The organism is Paenibacillus sp. 2TAB19, from assembly GCF_052115185.1.
In the GTDB taxonomy this organism is placed as follows: domain Bacteria; phylum Bacillota; class Bacilli; order Paenibacillales; family Paenibacillaceae; genus Pristimantibacillus.
Genome location: NZ_JBFRGE010000029.1, coordinates 1 through 25951 on the forward strand (window position 1 = coordinate 1; position 25951 = coordinate 25951).

17 protein-coding genes and 1 pseudogene are annotated in these 25951 nt (G+C 50.4%); 4 read left to right on the top strand and 14 right to left on the bottom strand.

The window, feature by feature from the left end; all coding sequences use genetic code 11:
• Both AB4Z33_RS14920 and AB4Z33_RS14925 read left to right on the top strand, forming a co-directional pair.
• Positions 1 to 538 (top strand): annotated as a pseudogene (locus AB4Z33_RS14920) (hypothetical protein); the annotation flags it as partial.
• Between the two features lie 61 nt (positions 539 to 599).
• Positions 600 to 998 (top strand): VOC family protein, encoded by a 399-nt coding sequence (locus AB4Z33_RS14925; RefSeq protein ID WP_442050658.1) that lies wholly within the window; start codon positions 600 to 602, stop codon positions 996 to 998.
• Between the two features lie 73 nt (positions 999 to 1071).
• On the opposite strand, the gene AB4Z33_RS14930 is transcribed toward AB4Z33_RS14925, so the two are convergent.
• Positions 1072 to 3096: a hypothetical protein gene (locus AB4Z33_RS14930; RefSeq protein ID WP_442050659.1), complete on the bottom strand. Its 2025-nt coding sequence runs from the start codon at positions 3094 to 3096 to the stop codon at positions 1072 to 1074.
• Between the two features lie 17 nt (positions 3097 to 3113).
• Positions 3114 to 4529 carry an MFS transporter gene (locus AB4Z33_RS14935; RefSeq protein ID WP_442050660.1) on the bottom strand — a complete coding sequence of 472 codons (1416 nt, stop codon included), beginning with the start codon at positions 4527 to 4529 and terminating at the stop codon, positions 3114 to 3116.
• 276 nt (positions 4530 to 4805) lie between these two features.
• Here AB4Z33_RS14935 and AB4Z33_RS14940 point away from each other — a divergent pair, with 276 nt between their 5' ends.
• A complete protein-coding gene (locus AB4Z33_RS14940) occupies positions 4806 to 5888 on the top strand; it encodes a helix-turn-helix domain-containing protein (protein ID WP_442050661.1) in 1083 nt (360 codons plus the stop codon).
• Between the two features lie 70 nt (positions 5889 to 5958).
• Here the strand turns inward: AB4Z33_RS14940 and AB4Z33_RS14945 are convergent, their stop codons facing one another.
• The 10 genes from AB4Z33_RS14945 to AB4Z33_RS14990 all read right to left on the bottom strand — a co-directional run bounded on the left by AB4Z33_RS14945 (position 5959) and on the right by AB4Z33_RS14990 (position 18189).
• Positions 5959 to 6204 (bottom strand): DinB family protein, encoded by a 246-nt coding sequence (locus AB4Z33_RS14945; RefSeq protein WP_442050662.1) that lies wholly within the window; start codon positions 6202 to 6204, stop codon positions 5959 to 5961.
• Positions 6205 to 6240: 36 nt separating this feature from the next.
• Complete coding sequence (locus tag AB4Z33_RS14950) at positions 6241 to 7074, bottom strand: sugar phosphate isomerase/epimerase family protein (RefSeq protein WP_442050663.1); 834 nt, start codon at positions 7072 to 7074, stop codon at positions 6241 to 6243.
• 17 nt (positions 7075 to 7091) lie between these two features.
• Positions 7092 to 7928, bottom strand: coding sequence for a sugar phosphate isomerase/epimerase family protein (locus tag AB4Z33_RS14955; protein ID WP_442050664.1), 837 nt, complete (start codon positions 7926 to 7928; stop codon positions 7092 to 7094).
• Positions 7929 to 7944: 16 nt separating this feature from the next.
• Complete coding sequence (locus AB4Z33_RS14960) at positions 7945 to 8952, bottom strand: zinc-dependent alcohol dehydrogenase (protein ID WP_442050665.1); 1008 nt, start codon at positions 8950 to 8952, stop codon at positions 7945 to 7947.
• Between the two features lie 183 nt (positions 8953 to 9135).
• On the bottom strand, positions 9136 to 10029 hold the full coding sequence (locus AB4Z33_RS14965) for a helix-turn-helix domain-containing protein (RefSeq protein ID WP_442050666.1): 894 nt from the start codon (positions 10027 to 10029) through the stop codon (positions 9136 to 9138).
• Between the two features lie 184 nt (positions 10030 to 10213).
• A complete protein-coding gene (locus tag AB4Z33_RS14970; RefSeq protein WP_442050667.1) occupies positions 10214 to 12298 on the bottom strand; it encodes a glycosyl hydrolase 115 family protein in 2085 nt (694 codons plus the stop codon).
• A 27-nt stretch (positions 12299 to 12325) separates the two neighbouring features.
• Positions 12326 to 14554, bottom strand: coding sequence for a helix-turn-helix domain-containing protein (locus AB4Z33_RS14975; RefSeq protein WP_442050668.1), 2229 nt, complete (start codon positions 14552 to 14554; stop codon positions 12326 to 12328).
• Positions 14555 to 14628: 74 nt separating this feature from the next.
• Positions 14629 to 16242, bottom strand: a complete 1614-nt coding sequence (locus AB4Z33_RS14980) for an extracellular solute-binding protein (protein ID WP_442050669.1) — start codon at positions 16240 to 16242, stop codon at positions 14629 to 14631.
• A 92-nt stretch (positions 16243 to 16334) separates the two neighbouring features.
• The gene (locus tag AB4Z33_RS14985) at positions 16335 to 17222 is read right to left on the bottom strand and encodes a carbohydrate ABC transporter permease (RefSeq protein ID WP_442050670.1); all 888 of its coding nucleotides are present in this window, start codon (positions 17220 to 17222) and stop codon (positions 16335 to 16337) included.
• 10 nt (positions 17223 to 17232) lie between these two features.
• Complete coding sequence (locus tag AB4Z33_RS14990) at positions 17233 to 18189, bottom strand: ABC transporter permease (protein WP_442050671.1); 957 nt, start codon at positions 18187 to 18189, stop codon at positions 17233 to 17235.
• Between the two features lie 704 nt (positions 18190 to 18893).
• Here AB4Z33_RS14990 and AB4Z33_RS14995 point away from each other — a divergent pair.
• The gene (locus AB4Z33_RS14995; protein WP_442050672.1) at positions 18894 to 19112 is read left to right on the top strand and encodes a hypothetical protein; all 219 of its coding nucleotides are present in this window, start codon (positions 18894 to 18896) and stop codon (positions 19110 to 19112) included.
• Positions 19113 to 19163: 51 nt separating this feature from the next.
• On the opposite strand, the gene AB4Z33_RS15000 is transcribed toward AB4Z33_RS14995, so the two are convergent.
• Together AB4Z33_RS15000 and AB4Z33_RS15005 are read right to left on the bottom strand one after the other, a co-directional pair.
• Complete coding sequence (locus tag AB4Z33_RS15000; RefSeq protein WP_442050673.1) at positions 19164 to 23066, bottom strand: discoidin domain-containing protein; 3903 nt, start codon at positions 23064 to 23066, stop codon at positions 19164 to 19166.
• A gap of 186 nt (positions 23067 to 23252) precedes the next feature.
• Positions 23253 to 25946, bottom strand: a complete 2694-nt coding sequence (locus tag AB4Z33_RS15005) for a glycoside hydrolase (protein WP_442050674.1) — start codon at positions 25944 to 25946, stop codon at positions 23253 to 23255.
• Positions 25947 to 25951 lie beyond the last annotated feature (5 nt).

Here is a 25951-nt window from a genome sequence, read left to right on the forward strand (position 1 = left end):
AAATCCAAGTATGTGCTATATGAGTGTGGATGATGTAAATGCGGTACACGAAGCGTTCTCTACCGGATTGAAACAAGCGCTTGGTAAAATCCCTCGTACGGGTGTCCCACGTATATCGAAATTGAAAGATTTGAAGGAAGACAGACGATTTATGGTGACGGATATGGGCGGCAATACGCTCTTTATCGGAACGCCGAATGCAGAAGTCAATGCCCCCACCTTCTTAAGAACCATAGAGAGTGCGGAAAATGCGGAACATTTTGCGATTCTGTACGATCTGATGTACTCCAAGGAGGATACCGGGGCCGCGCACAATATGCTGGTAAAGTTTTTCCCGGCGGATCTGGTTTCCACGGGACTTGAAGGGCTCGATCTCGCGAAGCTGCTGCTCGTTGCACTGGATATCGGGATTCATCGCAATGCCTCCGTTGATCCGGCGATCGATGGCAGGCTGTTGGAACTGCTCGATAGCAGCGACAGGCAGCATCCGGACTGGACGAAAATTTCCGAGAAGTATAACGATATTGTAGAAGGTTAAACCTTTGAGGTAGGGAATTAGATGATAAGGAGCTTCGAGAGTCCTTAGAAAGGATGATTAAATGATGGGAAGCTTGAAGCCGTATATCATTTCGGAGGATGCGAGAAGCCAAGCGGCATTCTACGCGCAGTCGCTTGGAGGAGAGATCGTGTCCGTCGCCACGCACGGAGATCTAATGGGCGCAGAACATGAGCTGAAGGATAAAGTGATGCACCTATGCGTCATGGTTGCAGGCGGACATGCCATCTTCATGGCCGATGCTATTGAATCGTTTACTCGGGGAACAGGTCTCTCGCTCGCGCTCGAGTTCGACTCCGAACAGGACGCGGGCGACGCTTTCGGCAAGCTTGCAGTCGGCGGCCACGTCAAACATCCAATTGAGCGTCAACCCTTCGGTATCTATTATGGAGAACTCACGGACAAATACGGCGTTTCGTGGATGATTACGGCTGCGTTGTAGTTGTGTGAAATCAGACAAAAACGGGGAGCTGCTTCGGGAGCAGCTCCCCTGTTCATGTTGTTCAAATCCGAATTTATTTCACGACGACTCGAACTCGAGCTAGATTCAACACTTGCGTATACAAGTCACCGCTATTGCCTTCCCTGTCTGACGCAGCGCGCAATACCGGGAAATAGGTTCCAGGTTTGTTGAAGGCGTAGGCTGCCTCTACCACCGCTTGTGATTCTTCTTCATTAACGCGGCTAATCTGCGCATGGATCGGAAAGGTGGCTTCCCCTTCAAAATCCCATTCCGCATAGACGACTTTACCCGTATTCGGCGGAACCTCGATCTCTGCCTTGAAGTTGACCGTTTCTCCCACCGAAACCTCCGCCCGCTCGCCATCATTGGCTTTGAGAGAAATGACCGGTTGAATGCCTCTGCGCTCTGCGGCTGTGGACGGAACGATAACCTGTCCTTCTTCAACATGGTAGTTCGTGCTGGCAGGAGGGGTAACACCTCTTTCTACCCATGCGCTCAAATCGAGAAGCGCCTGATGCAGAGCTGGGATGTACGTGACAATATGGAGTCCGTCTAAAACATGGTTCGAGCTCGTATCGGCATGCAAAGCGTGGTCAACAAACCAAAGTCTAAAATGATCATCCAGCTTTTCCCCTAGTGATTCTGTAACCTTCGTTCTATACCAGTCGGCTTGCCAAGGGAACGCACTCTCGTCCATTAACGTTTGCACGACAATCATTTTTCCTTCGAAACGGCCGCTTTGAACAGAACCTGCCCCGCCGAAGGCAACAGCCGGCCCGACATGGAATGGACGCTGCGGAAACAACGTCTCGCCGTTGTCGTCCCGATACTGATCCCACACCGAATAATCGCTGGTCGGAACCTGGTGACGGTGGTACGTTTGAAGAGCGATATAATCCGAGTTATCGAGCACGATCTCGTCGCCTGGCTTCACTAGCTCCAAGGTTTGAACGGATGTGAAAAATCCGAATGCCGCTCCAACCGTGACGATGTTTCCGTTGATTCCGCCAAGAGGAATTTTCAGACCGGCAGCCTCGCCGCTCGTAATGCGGATATAAGCTCCATCCAAATAGACATCCCCCGCTGGCACATCTGCCAGCTTAAAGGAAGGTATGGACTCCTGACCTTCCGTAAGCATTTTCCACGCGTCGTCGACGCCCATCTTCACAGCGGCGTCGGAATCCGTAACCTCTGTCTGCCGCGGTCGAATGACCTCCGACACAACTGTCTTATGTTGAAGACGCGCTCTGGAAGCTGAACTTTCGGGATCATAGCCAAGGTATCCGGGAACGGTCCAGAAGTCCTCAAAGTATGACGGGTCCATCTTCATAACGGCGGGAGACAGTACCGTGAGCGCTCCATCGCCAATTTCTTTGTAGGCAAACCACGCCTTGGGAGGGAAACCCATTCTCGTCACTTCTTCAAGTGCTTGTCTCTCTTCCTCATTTAATCCGGCATACATATCCCCGCTGCCGCCAGGCTCAAGCGCATCAATAATCGCTGGGAACTTATCCCCCAGAATTCGCATCGCGTGTACGCGTACCGTGAACACATTCGGAATCGCCATTGGTGTTCCAATGACGAACGGCACTGCGCCGTCCCAAACGCCTGTCGTATTTTCTATGAAGCTCATCGTTTTGAACCCGCCGCCGCTGCCGCCGTAAATATAACCGTAAGGGCGGTGAGTGCCGAACAACTCAGCCGCCTTGACCCGGGAATATAGCGCGACTGCGGCGCTTGCGCGATACACAAGGCTAAAGTCATCGGACGCTCCGCCCATATTGGTTTCTACCAAATAGGCGCCGCGGGAAATGGCAAAACCAATTTTATTGTCCACGCCGTCAATATGGCTTTGGGCTGCGTTCTCACTGCCCTGAACCGGGTAGACGGGTTGAAAGAAACGTTTCTCATAACTTTCCGTAGGCGGGAAGTAGAACGAAAACCTTGTATCATTCCCCTCGAATCCGCCATGAATGTAACGATGGCGCACAGGCTCATCCCGCCATTCATCGATATCCACATAGGGATGTTGGAACTGCGGGTCTTGCAACCCGTTGTAAAGCGATTGATTAGTCATCTTATTTTCCTCCTGATTCATCGTGTGACGCCATTGGCATCTTTCCTTCTTTTTGCAAGGTCTCTCGTTATTTGAGCCTGCTTCTCCTCGGTTAGATCGAACCATAACATGCTTAATTGAAGGATAAGGAACAGAGCAGGCAGTACGCCTACTAATATCCTGAGCCCAAACAGTGTTGAACTGCTTTGTTCCGCTCCCGGCACATAACCGATAACCATTAGTGCACCGGCTGCTATTGCACCTGATAAAGCAGTTGCAAAGGTTTGTATAAATCCATTGAAAGAGCTCATAAATGCATTAATATTCAGCCCGCTTTTCCATTCCGTATAATCAATTGCAGCTGGCATCATGGCGCCTTGGGCGGGACTGCCGCATGCACTAATTAAACCGGTAATAACGGATGCAACAATATGAATAATAAGCCCGGTATTATTAGCTGGAATGAATAACATAACGGGACATGCTGCTACATTTACGATAACGCCAGCCAATACTGTATTTCTCAAACCAAAACGCCGTATTACCCGCTGGCTGAAGGCTACCCCAATAAGGGTTGGAATGAGAATAATAATCCCCATGATCGCCATTAAGCCTTCGTTGTGGAAAAAGTATTTGTAAAAATGGATTTGAACGCCTGACCGAATACCGGACGATATCGCGTTTGCGAACAGAAACACATATAAGATGACCGCGTATTTGTTCGTAAAAGTAGCCGTAAGCATCTTTTTGAATGAGGGAGACTTTTCCTCGCGATTAGCTGCTACTACATATCTTTCTTTAATTTTCATGGATTGATAGATGGCTATTAAAACGGTAAAGACAGCTGCCGCCGCCATTAATAGGGAGAAACCTCTAGCATCGTCGCCTCCGCCGAATGCTTTGTACAAAGGCACGGTACCTACTTGAACAATCAAAGCCCCAATCAAAATAAACAGGAAGCTAAGTTGACCGATCGTTATTCGTTCATCAATTCTTTTGGTAACGGTTGGTACAGCCGCATTGCCCGGGATTGTAATAATAGAGGCAAAAACACTATAGACCGTATAGGTGATAGCAGCATAGACGACCTTACCTGTGTCGCTTAAGTCAGGAATGGTGAAGGTTAACCAACCGCAAATACCAAAGGGGACGCCTAAGATCATAAACCACGGCGTGTACTTCCCCCATGGTGTCTTTACTTTATCCATGAAGGCGCCAAATAGAGGAGCAACTAAAGCATCCACAATACGAACAACGAGAAATAACGCGGCAATAAAGGCCGGATTAATTTTCATAAAATCCGTATAGAAAAATAACAAATACATTTGAATGATTTGATAATGAAACGTATTAGGCGCGTTCCCGATGACGAGAGCGATCTTTTCCCCTCGTTTCAACTTTGAATGTTCGCCTTCCCCAATGGCTTCATGGGGCACCGCCTCTTCAGCTGCCATAATCTTAGCCTCCGCTCTATCGTCTTGAAAGCACTTACAAATGCATTATGACATACATCAGCGTCGGAAGATGGTATGATATGTAGAAAAACGGTATGAAATCGAGGCCTTGCTATGTTCATAACTGGTGATTTTCCCGATATAGGCTATTTGGGTAAACTGATTCATGAAAGTTTGCAGCTGCCGGTTTTCTGTAAATCGAATGATGACTCACAGGTGGAATACATCTGGAGCTCCAGCCTGCCAACGCATCCCTTCTTTTCCGATCCACATGAAATGTTCCGTTCAGTAGTTAGACAAGCAAGGAACCTGATTGGTCCAGTTATTCACGAAACGAATTACATGGAGCAGTTTGTCGTTGTGCCCGTAAGACGGAACGATCACTCCCAGACCATTATCGTTATCGGTCCCACCACCCGGCAAGAACCGAACGGCGAGATCTTTAACCAACTGTTGAACGATTATGGAATTCCGATTGAGGAGCGTTCGAAATGGATGGAATATTGGCACAACCTGCCGATCATGAACCGTCTGCGATTATTGCATATATGCGTGTCGGCGAATTGGATGATTAATCAAGAGGCGCTGGACATTACGGATGTGCTTCAGTCCAGTTTTCCATATGGATCGGATCAATTGAAGGAGAGTGAACTTGCGCTTGCCGATCACCGAGAATTTTCCGTCTTTCAGGTCGGAAGCTCAAGTTCGCATCAGATGCTTGCCCTCATTCGAAGCGGCAATAAAATCGAACTGATGAAGATGTTGGCCAAGGCTACCAACAGCAGCAGCCAAAACGGGATGCTCTCTAAACGAAGTTACCTTCGAAATGTGAAAAACTTTTCCATATGCGGTTTAGCCTTAAGCAGCAATGCTGCCGTGGAGGGAGGGCTCAATGAGGAATTAGCCAGCAAGCTGTTCGAATTGCACATGCAGCACGTCGAAGAATTGAACGAACTGGCATTGGTAGAGGCTGCCGTTATCGGAGCTATTGTAGATTTTGCTGACCGCGTAGACCAGAATCGCAAAAACAGCTGTTCCAAACCAGTCCAAGACAGCAAAGAATATATTTACCTTCATCTATTCGAAGAAATTACGCTACAGCAGCTTTCGGATGTGTCCGGACTCAACCCTAACTATTTGTCCCAGCTATTCAAGAAAGAAACCGGTTTACCTTTGATGAACTATATCCAAAGGGAGCGAGTGGAAGAGGCCAAGAAGCTGCTCGACCATTCCAAAGACATGATATCCACCATTGGCGCAAGGCTCACCTTCTATGATCAGACCCATTTCATTAAGATCTTTAAGAAACATGCGGGAGTAACGCCTAAGCAATATCGGAACCGAAACCGTTCGAGGTAATTGAACAGCAAATGATAAAGAGGGAGCCTCAAAAGCCATCGGCTCTTGGGACCCCCTCATGATGTCGTCCTTATTTCAATTGCATTTCTCTCGTTGGCCCGAGCACACCCGGTACCGCGAGGCCCGCTTGACGAAGCAACACGGTCATTTGGCCGCGGTGATGCGTTTCATGGTCAAGGAGCTTACGCAGGAACTTGCCGCGCGGCGTCATTCGTCCGAAGCCGTTGATTTCTTCCGCCATTTGCTCGTCGGACAGAGCCTTCGCTTCACGATTATAAGCTTCAATAACCGCTTCGTATTTCTCTACAGAGGACAATTACAAATTAGGTCGGCCTACCCTTCTCGCGCTCGTTTACAGCTTCTCTTCCAGATACTGACGACAAATTTCTAAGCTTTGCCTTGGTGTATGGCGAGATTGGTCAACCTCAACGGTTACCCAGCCCTCATAATGAATGTCATTAAGCGCCTTGAACACGCTATCGAAATCAACAGAACCTAGACCAAGCTCACAGAAGAAGGGCTGCTGATTGCTCTCTGCATCTATTCCTTCTGTATTCTGAGTTTGAATCGTCAAATCCTTTAGATGCAGATAAGCTACTCTATCTTGATAACGGCGAATGACCGCTGCAGGATCCATTCCCGCTCCAAGCAGCTGCGCGGTATCGGGAGCAAAAAACACTTCAGGCACGAATAGCTCCATTAACGCATCTATATCTTTCTCATACTGAATTTCGGTCCATAAATGTGGATGAAGAGCGGATTTGATACCCAGCTGATACGTTGCCTTAGCCGTTTCGTTAATCGTATCGGCCATGATCTTAAGCTCCTCTGTAGTAGAAGGAAGCTCTCCCGTTCCCCCCGGTCCCAGTACTAATATATCCGCGTTGCATTTGGCAATGAGCTTTGCCAATCGAACATTATCGTCAATAAGCTCTTGTCGAACACTTACATTGCCAAAGCGTTTGTCCGTGCCAAATGAAGCCCCACCATACAAACCTGTTAACACAAGATTATGCTGATCTAATAGCTCGTGATAAGCTTCAATATTATCCTCATAGCGATATACAAACGACGCCCACGGTTCAATCGCCCGATAGCCAAGCTCTGAAATATCTTTCATCGCTTGAAGATGATTTTCTCCCCATGTAATGGCGTGCACGGCTATCTTTCCTTTAAAATCAGACATATACCAATCTCCTTGTCCTAAATTACGCTTACCTCACCAAACACCTTATCAAATCCCGCCTGAGATCTAGCAAGCAAAACATCTGAGCTTTGATCTACGGATGGAGATATGACCTCCTGCGCAATGATTCCCCGGTAACCAATGCTTTGCAGGCTAGAGATGAACCCTCTCAGATCAATTACTCCTTCTCCCGGATATACACGATCGTTGTCGATTACCTGTTCGATAGGCAAGTCCTTCGCATCATTAATATGGACATGAACAATTTGTTGCGGCTTTAGTTTCAATAGATCACCGGTCGTTAGGCCATTCGTATGCCAATGGTAGGAATCGAGCAGCAACCCCACATTTTGAGACCCAATCGCCTGGGTCCAGCTAAGCGTATCCTTCATGCTCCAAATCGTCGGATTCGTCCATTGGGTGCGCAAGTGATGACTGCCTACAAACTCTAATCCTAATGAAATTCCGTAAGCCCCTAAAATATCGGCTACGATTCGCAGTCTCCTTGTTGCCGCAATCATAAAGGATGCCGCCGGCTCATTGGTTGCAGGCAAAATGTAGGTGCAGCAGGTAAAACAGCGCAATGAAGCCGCTGCCGCCGCCGCTTCCACTAATGAAGGCAGTCCTTCTACAAATTGCTCCTCGGATGAACGCCAATCCACATGGAGATCAAAGGACCCAATGACTACTCCATTGCTCTCTAGTAATTGAACGGCCCCTTCTAGACMATACACTTTAATCAAATCTACAGGGTTAAGGTCTACAGACTGAAAGCCATACTTTGCAGCCTTACGAATGTAATCCTCATCCGATCCAATCAATCCAACACCCGCGCGGGTTAAGCCTCTAAGCATATCTGCTTCTCCCTCCTTATGACCAGTCAAATAATACGCCATTATACTGATCTTTATTATTTCTCAATCCCTCATAAGCATCTGGCGCTTGATCCGGCTTAATAACATGACTAATTAGTGGTTCAATTTTCAATCGATTCTGCTTCATAAGATTAAAGACAATATGCGAATTTCTTACTAGGGAATGCTTAACAAACGGATTCGGTCCCGTCGGGTAACGCCACTCATGAGCGCCCTTGAACGTAATACAGCCAAGGTTGTACAAGTGGCAATGGTTCAGCACATGCGTGACATCTGCGTTGTACTCTCCTCGCGGACTGCCTAAAAATACGATTTCCCCTAAGGAGCCGATATAACTCAAGCTATCTACAGCAACCTTTGGTACGCCGGTTGCCTCAATATGCGTGGACACGCCTTTACCGCCGGTAATCTCCATAATTCGATCTCTAGCATTTTCTTCTGACCCGTTTAGCGGATAATCTAATCCACATGCACGAGCTGTATTTAGTCGTTCCTTAGCAAGATCAACACCGATAACCGTCGCCCCTTGCAAGCGAGCCAGCTGTGCCGCCAGATTACCGACAAGGCCCAATCCGGATACGCTTATATAATCGCCCAGCTCAATATTGGAAACCCGCACGGAGGTCATAGCTACCGTTGCCATACGGGTAAAAGGAACCCATCTTAGATCGAGACCCTCAGGCACTTTTATAAACACATCTTTCGTGCCTACATATTGGTATTCCTGATGGCTTCCATAATGGAACACGGTATCACCCTTGCGGAAATYGGTTACATCCTCCCCTACCTCCACGATACGGCTGACGCTGGCGTAACCGGGACATACAGGATGCGGTGCCCAGCTCTCCTTGCCAGACAACATCGCAAGCTCTGTGCCGGGGCTAATTAACGAATAAATTAATTGAACAAGAGCTTCGCCTTTTCCTGGTTTTCTTGCTTCGAATGGTTCCTCTATCGTGTCTACTTGCCAAGGACTTACGAACATAATTTTTCTATTATTCATTCACGTTCACTCCTCATCGTTATTTCCCTATTAATGTAAACCCTTGCAAGCAGAATGTCTTTGCCTGCAAAAATGATTTTTTGTCTGTGACTACGAATCCGAGATTCGCTTCCAAATACAAAAAAGGTGCCTGCACCCCCTTAAACGAAGGAAGATACAGACACCTTTTGTTGCAATGCAAGCTTAATGCGCGGTCTTCATGTTTGTTGACTGTGATGCGGCATACTTGCTTGGCGTGATTCCAACATGCTCCTTGAAGGAGCGGCTAAATAGGTGAACGCTAGAGAAGCCGACCTCTTCCGCAATCTCCGTAATCGACTTATTACCCGATAAAATATGGAGCTTTGCCTGTTCGATCCTGACATGCTTCAAATAATTATATACGGTTATGCCAAGCTGGTTTTTAAACAAATACGACAAGTGGTTAGGCGTTACGCCTGCATAGTTGCTCACATCCTCATTATTTAGCTGAGGATCATGATAACGTTGATTCATACACACGATGGCTTTCTCAATCGCCGGCCAGCCTTTGGTCATTTTCCCTTTACTTTGATTATGTTCAGACTGGTTTTTGAAAAATAAATGCAGCAGCTCCAGACAAAGCGATTTGACTAGCAGTATATTTTGTTGGACGGGGCTAGTTATTTCTTGTTGCAATTGTAAAAACCGCTTCTTGCACTCCATTCGATCCGCAAGTTTCAAATGAGCTACCGGATGTATATCAGCCAAACCCATTTCCTTAGCTAAAATATCTTCCCTTCGAAAATGAACGGCGCTTGTGCTCTTTATTTGACTTCTATTCTCGTCATAAAACAAATCAAAATGAAAAATATATTGAATAAGGGGAAGGTCGGACGTAGAACGGATAAGATGAGACATCATCGGATGCATGACGATCACATCTCCTTCACCTACTTCATATTTAACGCCACTAATAATGAATTCCGCTTCTCCTTGCTCGATGTACGTATAGACATGATCATGATCCATCCACTCTCCAGTTAAAGAATGCGACTTCATCATTCTTCCTGTTCGAACAAAGGGGGAAATGTTATTCAACCATAAATGATGATTCAATTGTAATCCTCCTGGCAAAATGCAGTATACGTTGAGCTTTCGTATTAAGCATAGCACCATGCGGGGAATAAAAGTAAAGCAATAAATAAAGAGAGGCCCGTTATAGGAGGCCCCTGAAAAAGTCCTAAATATGAAAGAGGCACAATCTCCTCACGCTTTTACGGCAAACAGTTACAAACGTTGATTACGCGAAATATGACTTTAGCCGTTGTGCCAGCTCGTCGTCGGACAATGGATTGCGATGCGTATTTTCCAAGTAAATGTATTTCTCCGTTTCCGGCATCAAATATTCCTTGTACCAGAGGAAGAAATCCGGGCTGTCGCCGTGCATGCGGATGAAGCGCCGCAGCGTATCTACATTTTGCACCGTGCTCTGAATGTTTGTCAGCCAGTCCGCCTCGTAGAAGCGCGCCCACTTCCCATGCTCGGAATCTCGCAATGCATCAAGCCCTTCGGCATAACGCCACATCGATTCCGAGGCGTAGACGAAYGCTTGCGGATAATGTTGCTCGCTGAAAGCTCTGTAGGATCGGCATAACCAATAGAAGCCTTCGCAGCCTGACAAATGCAGCGCTCCATGAAACCGAAGCTGGTCGCGCGCCCTGCGCTGATCGGCTGGCTCCAGCTGTGCCAGAACCTCATCGCAGCGCTTAAGCCACGCTCCCCACGTCTTCATCCCGAGCTCCAGCTTCTCTTCGAAGCGCTTCACCTGCTCCGCAAAAGGAACGTCGCCAACGGCCCAGAACTGTCTCGTATCCGATTGTTTGTCTTTCCCTTGCAGCCAATGGCCGATGATTTGCCTAGCCGGATGATGATAATATTCGTCCCCGGCCAAGTCGTCCCCGTGCGGACCATATGGAATAGCCGCTTCCGCATAGCGCAAGTACAGCTCTGCCAGCTCTTCGTGATGTCCGGCATAGTAGCGGCTCACGAATTGGCTCAAATGCTGCCGGGCATCAATYGTTCCTGTGCTCCACAGCTCTCTTATCATATCCAGGGAGTAGACATGAGGCCGGATATTGCCGCAGTTGAGCAGCAAACATTCGTCCGCCCCTGCTGCGAAAGCCTTCTCGATCTCTCCCTTGAGGAAGCTCGCCGAGCCCGGATACATCGTCAAATGATTGGACGCTTGCAAATCGTGGAACGTCACGTGATAATACAGACCATGCTTGCCCCCGTCATCTTCCGCAGGGAGAGCGTCGACGCGATGGTTCTGATTGTTATGCCTGCGGGACACCATCTTGCCGTAACCGTTGTCGGCCCATATTTTGATGACATCATCGGGAAGCTGTACGTACCCGCCCTTGTACAGCTCGGCTATTTCCCCGTACAAGGCAACGCAGCAAGGCGGATTCTGGATCGCTTCTCTAATCATGTCATACTGCTTACGAATCACTTTGCTGATCATGGCGCCGCGTTTCTCCGAAGTATCGAAGGTGGGATCGTTCATCCAGAAAGGTGCGTCGCCTTGGCCCCGGAACGACAACACCCATAAAACCCTCCTATCCTTCTGCTCATCGATGGCTTCCTGCCATAAGCGTTCGAACAGCTCCGGCGCCTCCTTGTAACTTGCCGTTCTCCCAGGGAATGCGCGCAGGAACATCTGGGAGCCCAGCGGCTCGGCATGATGATGCGTGACCCATAGCCCCATCTCGGCGGCAAGCTTGTAATGGATGCCGTCCCGCGGCAAGTCCGTACCCGGAATGACCATATTGCCTCCGCAGCGGAGCAGCGCTTCGAAGACGGGCTCCCATACTTCGCTCGAAGGCGGATACGCGTCTTTCCATCCGATCAAGCATACTTCGTCGTTCACGAACCAGCCGCGATAACGAACCTTTGGCTCTGGGGAGTCATAGTCGCTGCACGGAATAGCGATTTCATCCTTCTGATTGATAGGTTGATCGACCCAATACCAGAATGGCTCTATTCCGAGATAGATTCGGCTAAACTCTAAAATGCCGTATACGATTCCAAGTTCGTCATAGCCGATAATGCTTAGCCCGGTTGTGCCGTTATCCTCGTGAACTCGGAAACAGAATGCTTCGGCCCGCTGCGCGCAGCCGTCCCGCTCCTCTGCATATCTAATCGTAAGAGTCGCTGTATCGCTGCTATTAACCGCTTCTGCCATCTCGGGTTTCTCGCCCAATACCGCTTCGAAGTCTCTGACCAGCATCCGGAGCGCATGCCGGACCGGCGGAGTCAGCAAGGAAGGAGCCTGAATGCGCACCTTCCCCTTGAACGTGATCTGGCCAACTGCATGTTGATTCACTTTTTCAACTCCCTTTCGTCCATCGCCCTAGTTTAGTTCCGTGCCCTTCATTTGCGAATCGCGATATTGTCCCGGCGACAAACCGACCACTTTCTTGAATACTCTTATGAATGACGTTGGATTGGCATACCCCAACATGTCCGAGATGTCCTGCACCGTAACGTCCGAGTCCCTCAGCAGCCGCTTGGCGTAATCGATTCGAAGTCCGATGAGAAAATCGCTGAAGTTCTGGCCAATGCTTTCTTTGAACAGCTGGCTCAAGTATTTGGAACTGATCTGGAACCTGTCGCTTAGCAGCGTAAGCGAAAGGTTCGGGTCCATGAAATGCTCCGCGACGTAATCGCGAATTTCTCTCATGAGGACATTGTGGCGCCTGCTCTGCGAAAGCTCCTCAATATGCTGCGAGAGCCCGGTTAGCGTTGCAACAAAGCCGTCTTCAAGCTGCTTTAGCGTATCGAACTGCGCCATATCGGCGAGTATTGCCGGCTTCGTTTCTTGCAGCCATAGCTTAACCACTTCGGGAAGCGCGCCTTCCAGTTCGTATTCCAGATGAAAAACAAGATAATCCAGCAGACGATCGACGTCATCCTTGCGCAGTCGATGGACCGCCATTTCGCCGAACAGTCTCTTCAGCTCGTTATGCCATTCTTCCTCCGACATGCGAAGCTGCCGAACGATCGTCCGGATCATTTCCAAATAAGCAAACCACTCGCTGTCCGACTTGCCCTTCACCTCGACCGAATCGATAATTTGGTTCACGCCGAAGGACACTTTGCGGCTCACAGCCGCCATTGCGTCGTCGAACGAGCCGCCTATGCCTGATTCGTCCTCGACAGGCGATCCGACTCCGATCGTGACCGTGAAGTCAAGATGGCTCTCCACCCATGTACGGATCTGCTCGGATAGCTGCAGCATTTTGTGTTCCAACGCTCCGCTTTCATTCGATATTAGCAGAACGACAAGTTGGTTTTTCGCGATCCACTCCGCCACGATGCGAAGGCCGTTCTGCTCGGCGATCTCGACCGCAACGCTGCTGACGATAAACTTGAACAACGATTGATCGTTCGGACTGTATTTCATGGCGAATTGTCCGTAATGATCGAGCTCTACGAGCGAGACGATGAATTTGCCCGCAGCGAGTCCGTAGAACTCCCACTCCTGTTCCCACTCCTCGCGTTCGCCTTCATATTCCCCTTTGAGCAAAAGCTGCAGAAACTGCTGTCTTCGAATAACCAGGTGCTCCTGCTGTTGTTCTTGAAAGACCATATTGTTCGTAATTAAACGCTCGATCGCCTGATCGATAAAGGAAAATTCATTTTCTCTCTCTTTGGGATCGCCTGCCTTAACGGATGACGAGAAACGCTCGATTCGATGCATGATCGATTCGATCGGCTTATAATTCCTTCGCGTCACATAGAGGGTCGATCCAATTGCAAACACGATTGCGCTAAGACCAAGAAGGATCCATACCGTACTGCCGTGAAACAGAAAATCGAATAGCTGTCCGCCTTTAATGCCGATACGGTACGTCCAGCCCGTATAATCAGAGACGATGTCGGCGCTAAGCCTGTTATGCGACGGCGCCTGCCGCTCGCCTTCGAAGAAAGACTGCCCCCCGGCGTCGAACAATTCCGCTTCCGTAATAGCAGGGTCGATCATCTGTCCAATGAACGATTCAAGCGAAGAAATTTTGACATTAACGATCACATAACCGAGGCTTCCGGAATCGCGCGGAATCTTGAAGCCCAAGGAGCTGACGCGAACCTCATTGCGCCCTTCGCTCTCCTTCACCCTAGGCGAGGACCATACACCTGTATAAGGCTGCTCCAGCACGCTGCGGAAATAAGCCTGGTCGGGGAATTGCGCCAGCGGGCGAATCGTGCTCTGGTCGAGCACCTTGCCGTCCTTCGCGCGGTACAGATAGACGGAGTCGATCAGCCCGTAGCGAACCATGAGACTGCTAAGCAAGTTGGATGCGTCGAAGTCCGTTGCCCGGTCCGAAGGACCGTCGAGAAAACGCTGCATATCTCCGCCGTCCTCGATCATCTTCTGCGCGTCGAAGGAAATGCCCTTGAGCGAGCTGTCCACCATATTGGCGACGTAGTCGGCCGTTAGATCATTCGCCTGAATCGCATTGCGGACATGCAGCTGGTTAATAACGGAGAAAAAAACAAAGATGAGCATGCTGATCGTGACGAGCAGAATGGGGAGGTATGAGAGCAGCATCCGTTTAATGTAGTTGTTGTTGACTTTCATAAGACCCCATCCTTCTCCCGTTGCAAATATGGACAAACCCCATGATATGGATGGGGTTTGTCCGGCTTTCGCGTTTAGTTGTTCATTTCCTTGTAAGCCGTTCTGCGTTCATCGATAACCGCCTGACCGCCCAGCTTCAGAAACTCCTCGACGTTGGACTCGAACACCTTGTCGAATTGATCCGGTTTAGCCAAAATGCTCTTCACCAGCGTCTCTTCTCCCTTGTCCTTCAACGTCTTGGCGTATTTGATCTCGGCTTCGATCGGGCGATCGAATCGCGGCAGCGTATAGCCGTCTTTGAGCGCGTTGATGATCGTTTGCTTAGCCAGCTCGGTATAATCCGGGAAGGATAGCGACACGACTTCGATATTTTTTTCCTGTGAGCCGAAATCTTTACCGTTAATGACGATCGCCAAATCGCTGTTATTGTAGAACGTTTGCTTCGCTTCGTCCGTCGTAATGGCTTTCGGAATATCGTTCTCTAACGTATAATGCTGTCCTTCAAGCCCGTTCGTGAGCGCGAACAATACGTCCGGCTGCGACATCCAGTCCAAATATTTGATCGCTTCCGCCGCATGCTTGCTCGTCTTCGGAATCATGATATGAATACCCGTCGGGTCGTAGATCGCTTTCGGCGACTTGCCCGCTTCATTCGTGAATGGATCGATTGCGATATATTCCGCACCTGGTACGTTCTTCTTAAGCGTATCGAATACGTTGCCGCTCTGCATTAAGGTCGGATGGGCGGCCAGCGCGGTGAAGGCGCCGACATAGCCGTTCGACACGTCGCTTTCGAATTGCTTGCCGTCCTTGTCGAGCGCGAAGTCCGGATTGATAAGGCCCTCTGTATACATTTTGTTCATGAACTGCACGCCCTCTTTGTAGCCGGGCTTCGTCAGTTCGGGGATGTAGTTCGCCGATGACAACGCGTAGAAGTCTTCTTCCGTCAGATCCTTTACGAACGAGCTGATCAGGACGCCTGGGCTCGTTATGGTCGTACCGTTCATCGCGCTGAAGGAATAAGGAATAATTTTGCCGCCCGTTTGGCCGGGGTCCTGTTCCTTAAACGCTTTCATAGTATCGTAGAATTGCTCCGTCGTCGTTGGAACCGGCAGCCCCAGCTTGTCGAGCCAGTCTTTGCGAATATAGGATGACTGCGTGAACTGAAGTGTTCGCTTAGCGGGAATCGTATATTGCTTGCCTTCGAATATGCCGTAGCTTAATACCTCGTCGCCGAGAAACTTCTTCAGGTTCGGGGCGTTGTCTGCGATGAGCCCGTCAAGCTCTGTCAACCCGCCGTCTTTCACATAATTGTAAATCGTATTCATGTCGTAAGTAAACACAAGATCGGGAGCGTCGCCGGTCGACATGAGCACGTTCAGCTTATCTACCTCTTGGTTCCGCGGCACCGGCACGAACTCCAGCTTAATATTGTTCGGATCGCCGAAGTTTTTCTGAATCCATTGCGTCCAGAAGTTATTGGTGACAGGTCCCGCTCCAGCAGGAGCGTTGCCGCGGTCGAACACTTCCACCTTCAGGGTAACGGGCTCTTTGCTTCCACCGCTTCCTTCGTTGCCTGTCTGTTCGGAATTGCCTTCATTAGCAGGCTTCGAGCAGGCGGACAGCATACTTGCAAGCAGCATTACGACGGTCAATAAGAGTAACCATTTCCTTTGCTTTGCCTTCATGTTCTAGCTCCCCTTTGCGTATCGTTTCGATATTCCTCTATGTTATTCAGCTCTGCCGCTGGCAGAGGGATAACCGGTCTTTATGGCATCGTCTAGCCTTTAACGGCACCGATCATGACGCCGGATACAAAATACCGCTGCAGCCAAGGATAGACGATTAGAATCGGCGTCGTAGCAAACATGATGCTGGCCGCCTTGATGCCCTCTGGAACGACATCGATTTGAGCCGCCCCCTCCTGTGCCGTCAAGTCTGTTACCATGCTGTTCATGACGATCTGGTACAGCTTCAGCTGGATCGGATACAATTCCGAGTCCGTAATGTAGAAGAGCGCATCCATATATCCGTTCCACCGAGAGACCGCATAGAACAAGCTGAGCGTCGCAATAACCGGCAGTGATAGCGGCAGGATGATGCGGATTAACGTTCCAATGTGAGAGCAGCCGTCAAGCTGCGCCGACTCCTCCAGGCTGGCCGGAATCGATAAAAAGAACGTCCGCAGTATAATTAGATTAAAAGCACTGATCATACCCGGAACGATGAGGGAGAGCAGGCTATCCAATAACCCGAGCTCCTTGACGAGCAAATAATCGGGAATCAAGCCGCCGCTGAAAAACATCGTGAACACGATGAGCAGCATGAAGAACGCTTTTCCTCTCAGTCGATCCTTCGTCAGCGGATACGCCGCGCTTATGCTCATCAACATGCTGATGATTGTATACGTTACCGTCAGGACGATCGTAAGCCCCATCGACCATAACATTCTCGTATCGGTGAACACAATCTCGTAGGCATGGAAATCCCAGCCTCTGGGAAAAATCGTCACTTGACCCGATAACACGAAAGGTTTGGAGCTTAGCGATATCGCGATAATATGCAGGAACGGCAAGAGGCACACGATCAAGGCCGCACTGACGACCAACATAATGACGACATCCGAGAGCCGCAGCTTGGATACTTTCTGTTGAATGACATTTCTCATACCGCACCTCCTACCATAGCCCTTGTTCTCCGGAACGCTTCGCAATCGTATTCGCCCCGACGACGAACACCAGTCCGACTAAAGCCTGGAACAAGCCCATTGCCGTAGCTAGCGAAAACTGTGCCGACTGCAAACCAACCTTGTACACGAATGTACTTATTACTTCCGCATAGTCCATCACGAGCGGATTGCTCATGACGAACGGACGCTCGAAACCTATTGTCATAATATGGCCAAGCTGCATAATGAGCATAACGACAATCGTTGAGCGGATGCCCGGCAGCGTAATATGCCATATTTTTTTCAATCTACCCGCCCCGTCTACCTCTGCCGCTTCATACAAGTCCTTGTTAATACCCGTTAATGCAGCTAAATAAATAATCGTTCCCCAGCCGGCGCTTTGCCATATGCCCGTTCCGAGATATACGAGCAGCCAATTGTTTTTATCGGTCAAAAACGGAATCGGATCAAACCCAATCGCAGCGAGTAGATTGTTGACAAGACCGCCGTTTGTAGCGAACATTTGGTACACGAGACCGCCGATAATGATCCATGAAATAAAGTGAGGCAGATACAGTATCGTTTGAGCCGCTTTTTTGAACCAGACGACCCTAAGCTCATGCAGTAGAATAGCGAGCAGGATCGGTGCCGGAAATGAAAACAATAAATCAAGCAAGTTAAGCAGCAGCGTGTTTCGGACAACCTGATAGAACTGGCTCATTCCGAACAGCTGCTGGAAATTTTCGAATCCGACCCAAGCGCTTCCGGTTACGCCTTTAAAAATACTGTAGTCCTGAAAAGCGATCGCTGCCCCGTACATCGGAACGTACTTAAATAAAACGAAATACGCGATGGGGAGAATAAGTAATAGATATAGCTGGTAATCCTTCCAGGCTCCTGTCACTATTCGACGACGCTTGCCTGCATGTATTAATGGTGTGCTGCTTTGCGTGGAACTTCGATTCATGTGCATCCCTTCTCCCTGTGACTAGCTTCGGTTGTTGCATCCGCCCTTCGCAAGCTTGCCCTGCCCGGGTCGACTAACCACACTATACGGCGGCGGCATCGTAAGGCACAATAGACACATTTCCGACTGTTATCCGAATTCCGAAACCGTTGCTGCTATTGGGTTTATCTGAATTCGGTGCATCGGCGGAATAGAGTTGATCGACTCTCAGACAATGCCCCGCTGGCCCTAAGGCTTAGCTTAAGAGACAACCCTCTAGTTCGGAGAGCTATGATGGATATCTGCAGTAACTTCTTCCGATAAAAGCATAGTTGGAGGGCTATGTTGGATCTCTGCACGAACTTGGCGTGAAAACGGCTGTCAAAAAAGCAAAATGGTAAAAGTTAATGCGATTATCCAGTGTAGCTCCCAAACACGCCCCAACCTTCGGGAAAGTTACTGCGAAAATCCATCATAGCCACTTTCGAAGGACGCGTAGGAGCACAGATGCCGTGATCAAACGCAAAAAAACCGGCGTCCGCTATTGCAGACGCCGGCTTTACATGCTGGTTATTTCTATTTATTTCCGGGACGTTATGCGCTTAACTCCTCTTGAAAATCAAATGAGAAATTTCTCACCGGGTATTTCGTTTCAACTTTCGGCTAGGCGTTTAACAACTCATTAAGCAATACCACTACCACAAGCCGAGAGGGGATTAATAACGATGTCAAACGAAAGCAAATTAAACAAACTATCCAAATTCATGCTCGTATCTGCTTTGAGCGTCATGCTCGTATTTTCAGCAGCGGCATGCAACAATAATGCCGATGGAACGAACGATGACGATTCTAACGGAGTGATTACCGATTCGCCCGCCGGCGATGAACCCATCATGACCGATGATCCATTGGACGCGGAAGACGATTCAACGACGACCCCTTAGACTTCGAACAGGATCCCTCCAAGAAGCTTGGAGGGATCTTTTTTTTACCCATTACTGAAACGTCAAATTGAAGCCGTTCTGGATAAAATGAATATTCGGATGCGCGATATTGCTCGTCGTCAAGTTGTTAAACGTGGCTGAACCGTTGCCCGTGTACGTATAGATGGCAGCGCCAGGGTGCGGCGACGAGAAGCGCGACGTYGTGACGCCGTCCAGTCCCGTTCCGTTAATGTTAATGTTGTTGAATACGATGTTCTGGAAACCTCCTCCATACCCGAACTGGATTGCGCTGCGCTGGGTGTTCAGAATGTCGATGTTCGTGAAAGTGACATTTTTGATCGAGCTGTTGGACGCTTCCAGGTCAATTGCCCCGCGTTCGCCATTGTACAGGTCTTGGCTGGTGCCGCTGTTAATGATCGTCGTGTCCGAGAACAGGATGCCCGTATTATTTTGGAAGTCGTAGCCTGGGAATACGGTATTCATCCGTATGCCGGAACCGCCGACGGTATCGATGATCATGTTGTGGGTCGCCTTGTGGCCGCTGCCGCCGAAGAACGCGATGGCCGCCGCGCGCCAGTTGTTCTCGATCGTGTTGTAGGAGAAGGTGTTGTTAACGCCTGCAGGAGCGCCGTTAACGTTACTCGTCCATACGGCCAGTGCATCGTCTCCGTTATTACGCAGGCTGCTGTTGCGAACGGTCGAATTGCTCGTTCCTTGGGCAAAGTTCACGCCGTCGGCGAGGTTATTCCGAATTCTGCTGTTCTCGATGAGCAGTCCGCTTGCGATTATGGCTGGCGTATGCGCGTAATCCCCTACCCAGAATCCGCATTCGAAGTGCTCCACCCATACGTTGTGCACTTTGGAGTTCGTTCCGAAATTATCCATGAACGCTTTATATACCGCTTGCTGCCCGTACCGCGAGCGAAGCTTCGAATTCATATAGATGTTGCTGAAATCCAGCTTGCCCTGTACGCGGAACGAAATGCCTCCCGACGAGGAATTTGGATTCGTAAATTGGATGTTCGTATGCCAGATGCCTGCGCCCACTATCGTAATGTCGTTGATCATATTGTTGGCGGAACCGATTTCCCACATGTTGCCCAGATGGAACGTGCCTTCCGGAATGTATAGCGTTTTGCCGGAATTGACAGCATCCGTAACCGCAGCTTTGAATGCTGTCAGATCGTCCAGTCCGTCGTTCGCCACGGCTCCGTGATCCGTTACGGAAACGGCGCCAGCAGGACGGGCAATGGCAGTCGGCACGGGTTCGATCTCCAGGAAGTCGACGCCGTATTCCAGGCTGTCGGCATTGCTCTTCTGAATGCGAATTTTGTCGCCTGGCACGAGCGGCGTATCTAGCTTCCAATGTACTTCGTCGAAGCGGAATAGCGGACGTCCCCCGCCCGGCGCGTCGGCTGGGTGATCGCTGGAGAAATACTGCCAATTATAATAAGAAGTGAGCGGAACGGTTTTGGCTTTGACTCCGTTCACGTACACATCGAGCGATCCGTTCAATCCCATGCCGTCTGACGAGTCCGGCATCGTGAACCGCATGGTGACGCCTGCTCCTCCTTCGCCTTGTCTAACCGTCCACTCCGCATACGAGCCGTTAGAAGGAAGGGAAACGTATTTTTGTCCGGAAGCTTCCGACGCTGTCAGAGCTTGGTCGAACGTCGGTGCGGACTGCAGTGCTGCTCCGCCGCCGCGGGATGCATCGTCGGTGTCATACCGAGTATACGGCATGCTTGCTCCGCGCGCGGAATAAACCGACAGGCTAGACGAGCTGTTGTTATTGGCTTGCTTCACCGGCAATTCGTTGGCGTCGGCTGCAATCGTCAACGCAGCCGTATAGGCGCCGCTTGTTGCCGTCCATGAACCCGTGAGATTCACGTTTACGGATGCGCCAGCTGCCAGAGTACCGTTGTATGTTCCGCTGAACGTTTGCAGCGTAAAGCCCGCTGCATTTTTCAAGGAAAGCGTTATGGCATGCGCGCCTCCTGCGGAAGCGATGCTGCCTAGGTTTTTCAAGTTGACCGAGAACGCGATCGAGTTGCCTACGACCGGCGTGTTAGGTGTCCAAGACACCGTTCCTACGAGGTCGGAGCTCGCTACCGGCGCGACGACGAGAGCGGTCGGATTGTTATAGCTATTGTTCGATTCGTTCTGCTCGATGACCGCGTTGTTCTCGTCCACTTTGGCGCTCAAAGGGTAATTTGCGGCTGTTTTGGCACCTGCGTTGAAGGTTACCGTCGCCGAAGAACCCGCTGTCAGCGCACCTACCGGAGCCGTACCCGCCAGCTCGTTGCCGAGGTAGAAGTTAACCGTCGTCGCGGCAGAGCCGGTGTTGCCGGTGTTCTTGACCGTGGCGCTCAGCGTGATGGCATTCGTCTCGATCGGCGAGGACGGCGTCCAAGTCATCCCCGTTACGAGCAGATCGGGATTCGGACCAGGCGCTCCGAATACTTGAAACTCCGCGATTTGGCCAGCAGACGCGCCCGTGTTGCCCGTAATCGACAGCTGGATCCGCTTCACGGTTGCCGTTACCGGGATCGTGACCGTATTGCCGGTTGCCGGATTAAACGTGTACGTCTGGGACGAAACAAGATTGCTGAAGGCAGTCGTGCTCTGGTCGTGGCCTAGTACCTGAATGGTCTGAGTGCGCGTTGCCCATACCGAGGCCGGGTTCAGCTTCAGTACGATCGATGTCAGATTGTGGTTCGTGCCAAGATCGAGCGTCAACGTGCTCGGATTGCCGCCGCCCTCCCAATAGGTGTCGGTGCTGTTATCGTTGGCGTTGGCCGCCACGTAGGTAAATACGCTGGAAGAGGCATTGATCGGCTTACCTATGGCGATGTTACTGCTTGGAGACGTTGTTGGTGTCGGTGTCGGTGTTGGTGTTGGTGTCGGTGTTGGTGTCGGTGTCGGTGTCGGTGTCGGTGTCGGTGTCGGTGTCGGTGTCGGTGTTGGCGTTGGTGTCGGTGTTGGTGTTGGTGTTGAGGAAGTTGTTGCCGTTACTGTAATTTGATCCAGATTCACATTGCCGGAATCGCCCGCGTCGTATATGTACGCGATCGTATTGTTTCCAGCATTCAGCGTTAGCGTTTCTTCTTTATTGCTCCAAGTATCCCAGTTCGCAAGATTCGGCAACGAGGTTTGGCGAATTTTCGTCCCGTTGACGTAGATGCTGACCGTCTTCGAGCTGCCGGAAGCGTTAGCATACTTCAGCGTTACGTTGTGACTGCCCGCTGACCCGGCTGCTACCGTAAAAGTCGTCGCTGCTCCTTGCGTCCAGTAACCGTCAACAAAACCCGTTCCGGAGTAGCCGACATGATCCGTATTCGCTTTGGCTCCTCCTGTCAAGGAGGCTGACTCCGCTTGATACGCGCCGCTTGTCGGCGTCGGCGTCGGCGACACGGTCGGAGTAGGCGTCGGCGTAATGCCCGAGCCGTAAATTTCGAGTTCCGATAGCTGCGCGGCCGGCCAGCCCGTATTTGCCGTTACGACGAGCCTGACATAACGGGTGATCGTCGCGGAGAAGTTGACCGTAACTGAATTGCTTGCCACCGATGGGTTAAACGTATAGCTCGCCGATCCTACGATGTTCGAGAACGATGAACCGTTCGTGCTTCCATCGACGGACAGCGTCTGCGAACGTGTTTCCCATGTCGCGGGAATCTTCAGCACGATCTGGTCTATGCTTGTACTCGCCCCCAAATCGACTTGAATCCATTGCGGGAACGCCTGGTTTGAGCTTTCCCAATACGTGCCTTGATTGCCGTCCTTCACATGCTCCGGTGCATACGTTTGCGATTGGCCGCTTGCCGTCACGCTCTTGCCCAGCGTCAGGTTCGGCCCTCCCGCAGCTGTCACCGGGGCAATCGGTCCAAGCGTGAGGGAAAAGCTGGATAAGAACAAAGCGACGACCAGTGACCATACGACATACTTGTTGCGCATCAATATCCTCCTTTAATTTCGGTTATGGAAACCATAAAGCTTCCATACCCCCTCATTATAGGGATAGCGCTTTCAAGCCAATAGATGTATTTCTACGCTAACTGTATGCGATTCCATGAATCCCCACATAAAAGCAAAAAGCAGCCGCCTTACCGAACATCGGCAAGACGGCTGCTCTAGAAGCTATTAACCAAAATATTTGGCATGAATCGCATCGTATTCGGATTTCGTTATCGGGATAACCGTACCGTGACGCGGGCTGCTAGGCAGATCGTAATCGGTAGAAACCATCCATTCGCCGGAGTCGAGATCGGTCGTTTCGAGCGGCACGTATCCTCGGGAGCCAAACTCGTCGACGAACAAATACCATTTGTCCTCCGTATTCGATTTGAACACGGTTGGGCCCTCGACGCCTTTCAAGCTGCCGACGCCTTCTTTGATTGTTCGAGGCTTGCTATCGAATACAGAGCCTTCCAGCACATCCTGAAACACCATTTTACCGAAAAGAGATAACGGCCCGCTGTCTCTTTCGTCCTTCGTAAACCGATAAATCTTGCCATTATGGGCGATCATCGTCGTGTCGATAATGGAATAACCGAAATCCATGTACACCTTCGGTTCCGAAAACTCGCGGAAATCGCGGGTCGTGCTGTACATCATCTTCTGATACCCGTCGCCGGTATGGGTTTCATCCGCGAATAGTTTGGAAGCCCAGAAGACGACATACTCTTCACTCGCTTCATCATAGAACGCTTCGGGAGCCCATGTGTTGCCCGCCTCTGGCGGCGACACCTCAGCCATTCTCGGCTCGGACCAATGGATCAAATCATCCGATTCCCATACAATAAGCGATCGGCTGCCCGCTCTTTGCGCCCGATCCCAGTTCCAGTCGCCGTTGATCTTCAGATCGGTCGCTATCATATAGAACTTATTGCCCTCGGGCGAACGGATGAGAAAGGGATCTCGAACCCCTTTCTCCCCCATCGTTGACGTAAGCACAGGCTTGCCGCCATTCAATTCTTTCCAGTGCAGCGGATCATTCCCTTCGCTAAGCGCGAAGTACACTTGCTCGCCATCCGGTGACCCTTCTCCCGTAAAGTAAGAAAAGAGGTAGCCCGCATACTCTTCCTTGTTAGTACCGCCCGATGCATTCATTTCCGTAGTCACTCCGCTTTCCTTGTCTTCGTCTGCACCAACCGAACCGTCTGTCGGTGCTCCCCCCGTCAAAGTGACGATCGATTTCGCAGGTATGATCGCCTCGAAGGTTTGATCGTCACGTACCGCGACATCCTCGCCTCTTGCAAGATCGCTGCCGGCCGATGTGATATACGACTCCAGCGCCTTAAGGGAAACAAATTGATCTAACCCTTTAATCGAGAGCTGGACGCGCTTATCTTCATTACTGTTGTTGACGAATACAGCGGTAACCGTCTGTTCGCCTTCATGAACATAAGCCGAGCCGAGCAGCTCGCTCTCCGCCCCTTCGTCCAGCCCCGTAAGCGCAATGCGCTCCGCGCCGGGACGAATGAATTTGCTGTAATTGCCGAGCGCCCACAATAGCTTCGAGGTCAGAATGTTCTGCTCGTCACCTTCATTATTGAAGTCGGTATAGATCAAGCCGTCCTTGTAATCAACCTTGGATACCGCCGTCCACCACTGCCATGCGGCCGCATTCGCTTTCGTCAAATCGAAATGAATGACTCTCGCAACATACAAGGCAGGATCGATGCCGAGATCGCGGCCGGGACCGTAATCGCCTAGAATGCAATATTCCGTCATCCAGTATTTAGCCAACGGATCGTATTTCTTCAAGTTCTCGTCGAGCAACTCTCTGAGCCTGCTAAGCCGGTCGTCTCCCGGCTTGTAGTAATCCGACCAATAGGAATGCGAGGCGATCTTGTTGCCTATCGCTTCCTTCAATTCCGGATCTCCGAGCAATTCCTTGATATACTCCTTATATTCGCCTGTTCCAAGGTTGTTAGCCCCGCTCGAATATTGCCCGCCGCCAGCGAACATTTGGTAATACTCGTCGTCCAATAGCGATGTCACTTCCACGCCGTCCGGCGCGCTGATCTGCGCTTCAACACCGCTTTCCTTCAGTTGCTTGTGCAATTCAAGTATGACGCGTTTCAGGTCCTCGTTGTTATAACGGTTCCCTTCCTGTTGCGCACGGTTCCAATCCCAGGTCGGCTCGTTAATGGGACTAATATATTGGAACTCTAGCCCTTCCTGCTTGAAATGCTCCAATACATCAACGAGGTACGTCGCGAATTCATCCTCATAGTCGTCTTTCAAATTGGTCGAGCCGACATCCGGATCCGGCTGAGCGTGACCGTTCTTCGTCATCCAAACCGGCGGACTGTTCGCGAATGCGATTAACGTATTGACGCCGCGATCCTTGGCTGCCTGCAGAAACCATTGCTGGCCCGCTTGCTTGCTCCAATCGTAATCGCCGGTCTCCGATGACTTGAACGCTTCCGAACGCCTCCATGGATCGGGAATAATCGATTGATCCGTTTCACTCGAGCCCGCCCCGATGTTGAAGCGCCATGCCGACAGCCCGATTCCTTTCTCCCGCGAAAACAACAGGTCTGCCACTTGGTTTTTATTTTCTTCGGTCCAGTGCTTGCCTAGAGGCTCCATCGACCACGCATCGGATGCGCCGAAGTTATCGATCGTTTGGTAACGGACCGAGCCGTCGATGATTGCGCTAACGTCTGGAGTAGGAGCCGGCTGCACCTCAGGCGTCTCCGTCTCTTTTACCTCGCTAGAGTTGTTGGTGCTGTCAGAATTGCCCTCCCCTCCTGATGTTAGTCCGAAATATAAGCCAAGAACCGAGGTAAAGGCAACCAGTGTGATGACTATCAATTTTCTCTTCATCCGCC

What these genes read in the sequence shown, in the direction of transcription:
- AB4Z33_RS14925 (WP_442050658.1), top strand. Translation starts at nt 600, where the DNA reads ATGATGGGAAGCTTGAAGCCGTATATCATTTCGGAGGATGCGAGAAGC.
- AB4Z33_RS14930 (WP_442050659.1), bottom strand. Translation starts at nt 3,096, where the DNA reads ATGACTAATCAATCGCTTTACAACGGGTTGCAAGACCCGCAGTTCCAA.
- AB4Z33_RS14935 (WP_442050660.1), bottom strand. Translation starts at nt 4,529, where the DNA reads ATGGCAGCTGAAGAGGCGGTGCCCCATGAAGCCATTGGGGAAGGCGAA.
- AB4Z33_RS14940 (WP_442050661.1), top strand. Translation starts at nt 4,806, where the DNA reads ATGTTCCGTTCAGTAGTTAGACAAGCAAGGAACCTGATTGGTCCAGTT.
- AB4Z33_RS14950 (WP_442050663.1), bottom strand. Translation starts at nt 7,074, where the DNA reads ATGTCTGATTTTAAAGGAAAGATAGCCGTGCACGCCATTACATGGGGA.
- AB4Z33_RS14975 (WP_442050668.1), bottom strand. Translation starts at nt 14,554, where the DNA reads ATGAAAGTCAACAACAACTACATTAAACGGATGCTGCTCTCATACCTC.
- AB4Z33_RS14980 (WP_442050669.1), bottom strand. Translation starts at nt 16,242, where the DNA reads ATGAAGGCAAAGCAAAGGAAATGGTTACTCTTATTGACCGTCGTAATG.
- AB4Z33_RS14985 (WP_442050670.1), bottom strand. Translation starts at nt 17,222, where the DNA reads ATGAGAAATGTCATTCAACAGAAAGTATCCAAGCTGCGGCTCTCGGAT.
- AB4Z33_RS14990 (WP_442050671.1), bottom strand. Translation starts at nt 18,189, where the DNA reads ATGAATCGAAGTTCCACGCAAAGCAGCACACCATTAATACATGCAGGC.
- AB4Z33_RS14995 (WP_442050672.1), top strand. Translation starts at nt 18,894, where the DNA reads ATGTCAAACGAAAGCAAATTAAACAAACTATCCAAATTCATGCTCGTA.
- AB4Z33_RS15005 (WP_442050674.1), bottom strand. Translation starts at nt 25,946, where the DNA reads ATGAAGAGAAAATTGATAGTCATCACACTGGTTGCCTTTACCTCGGTT.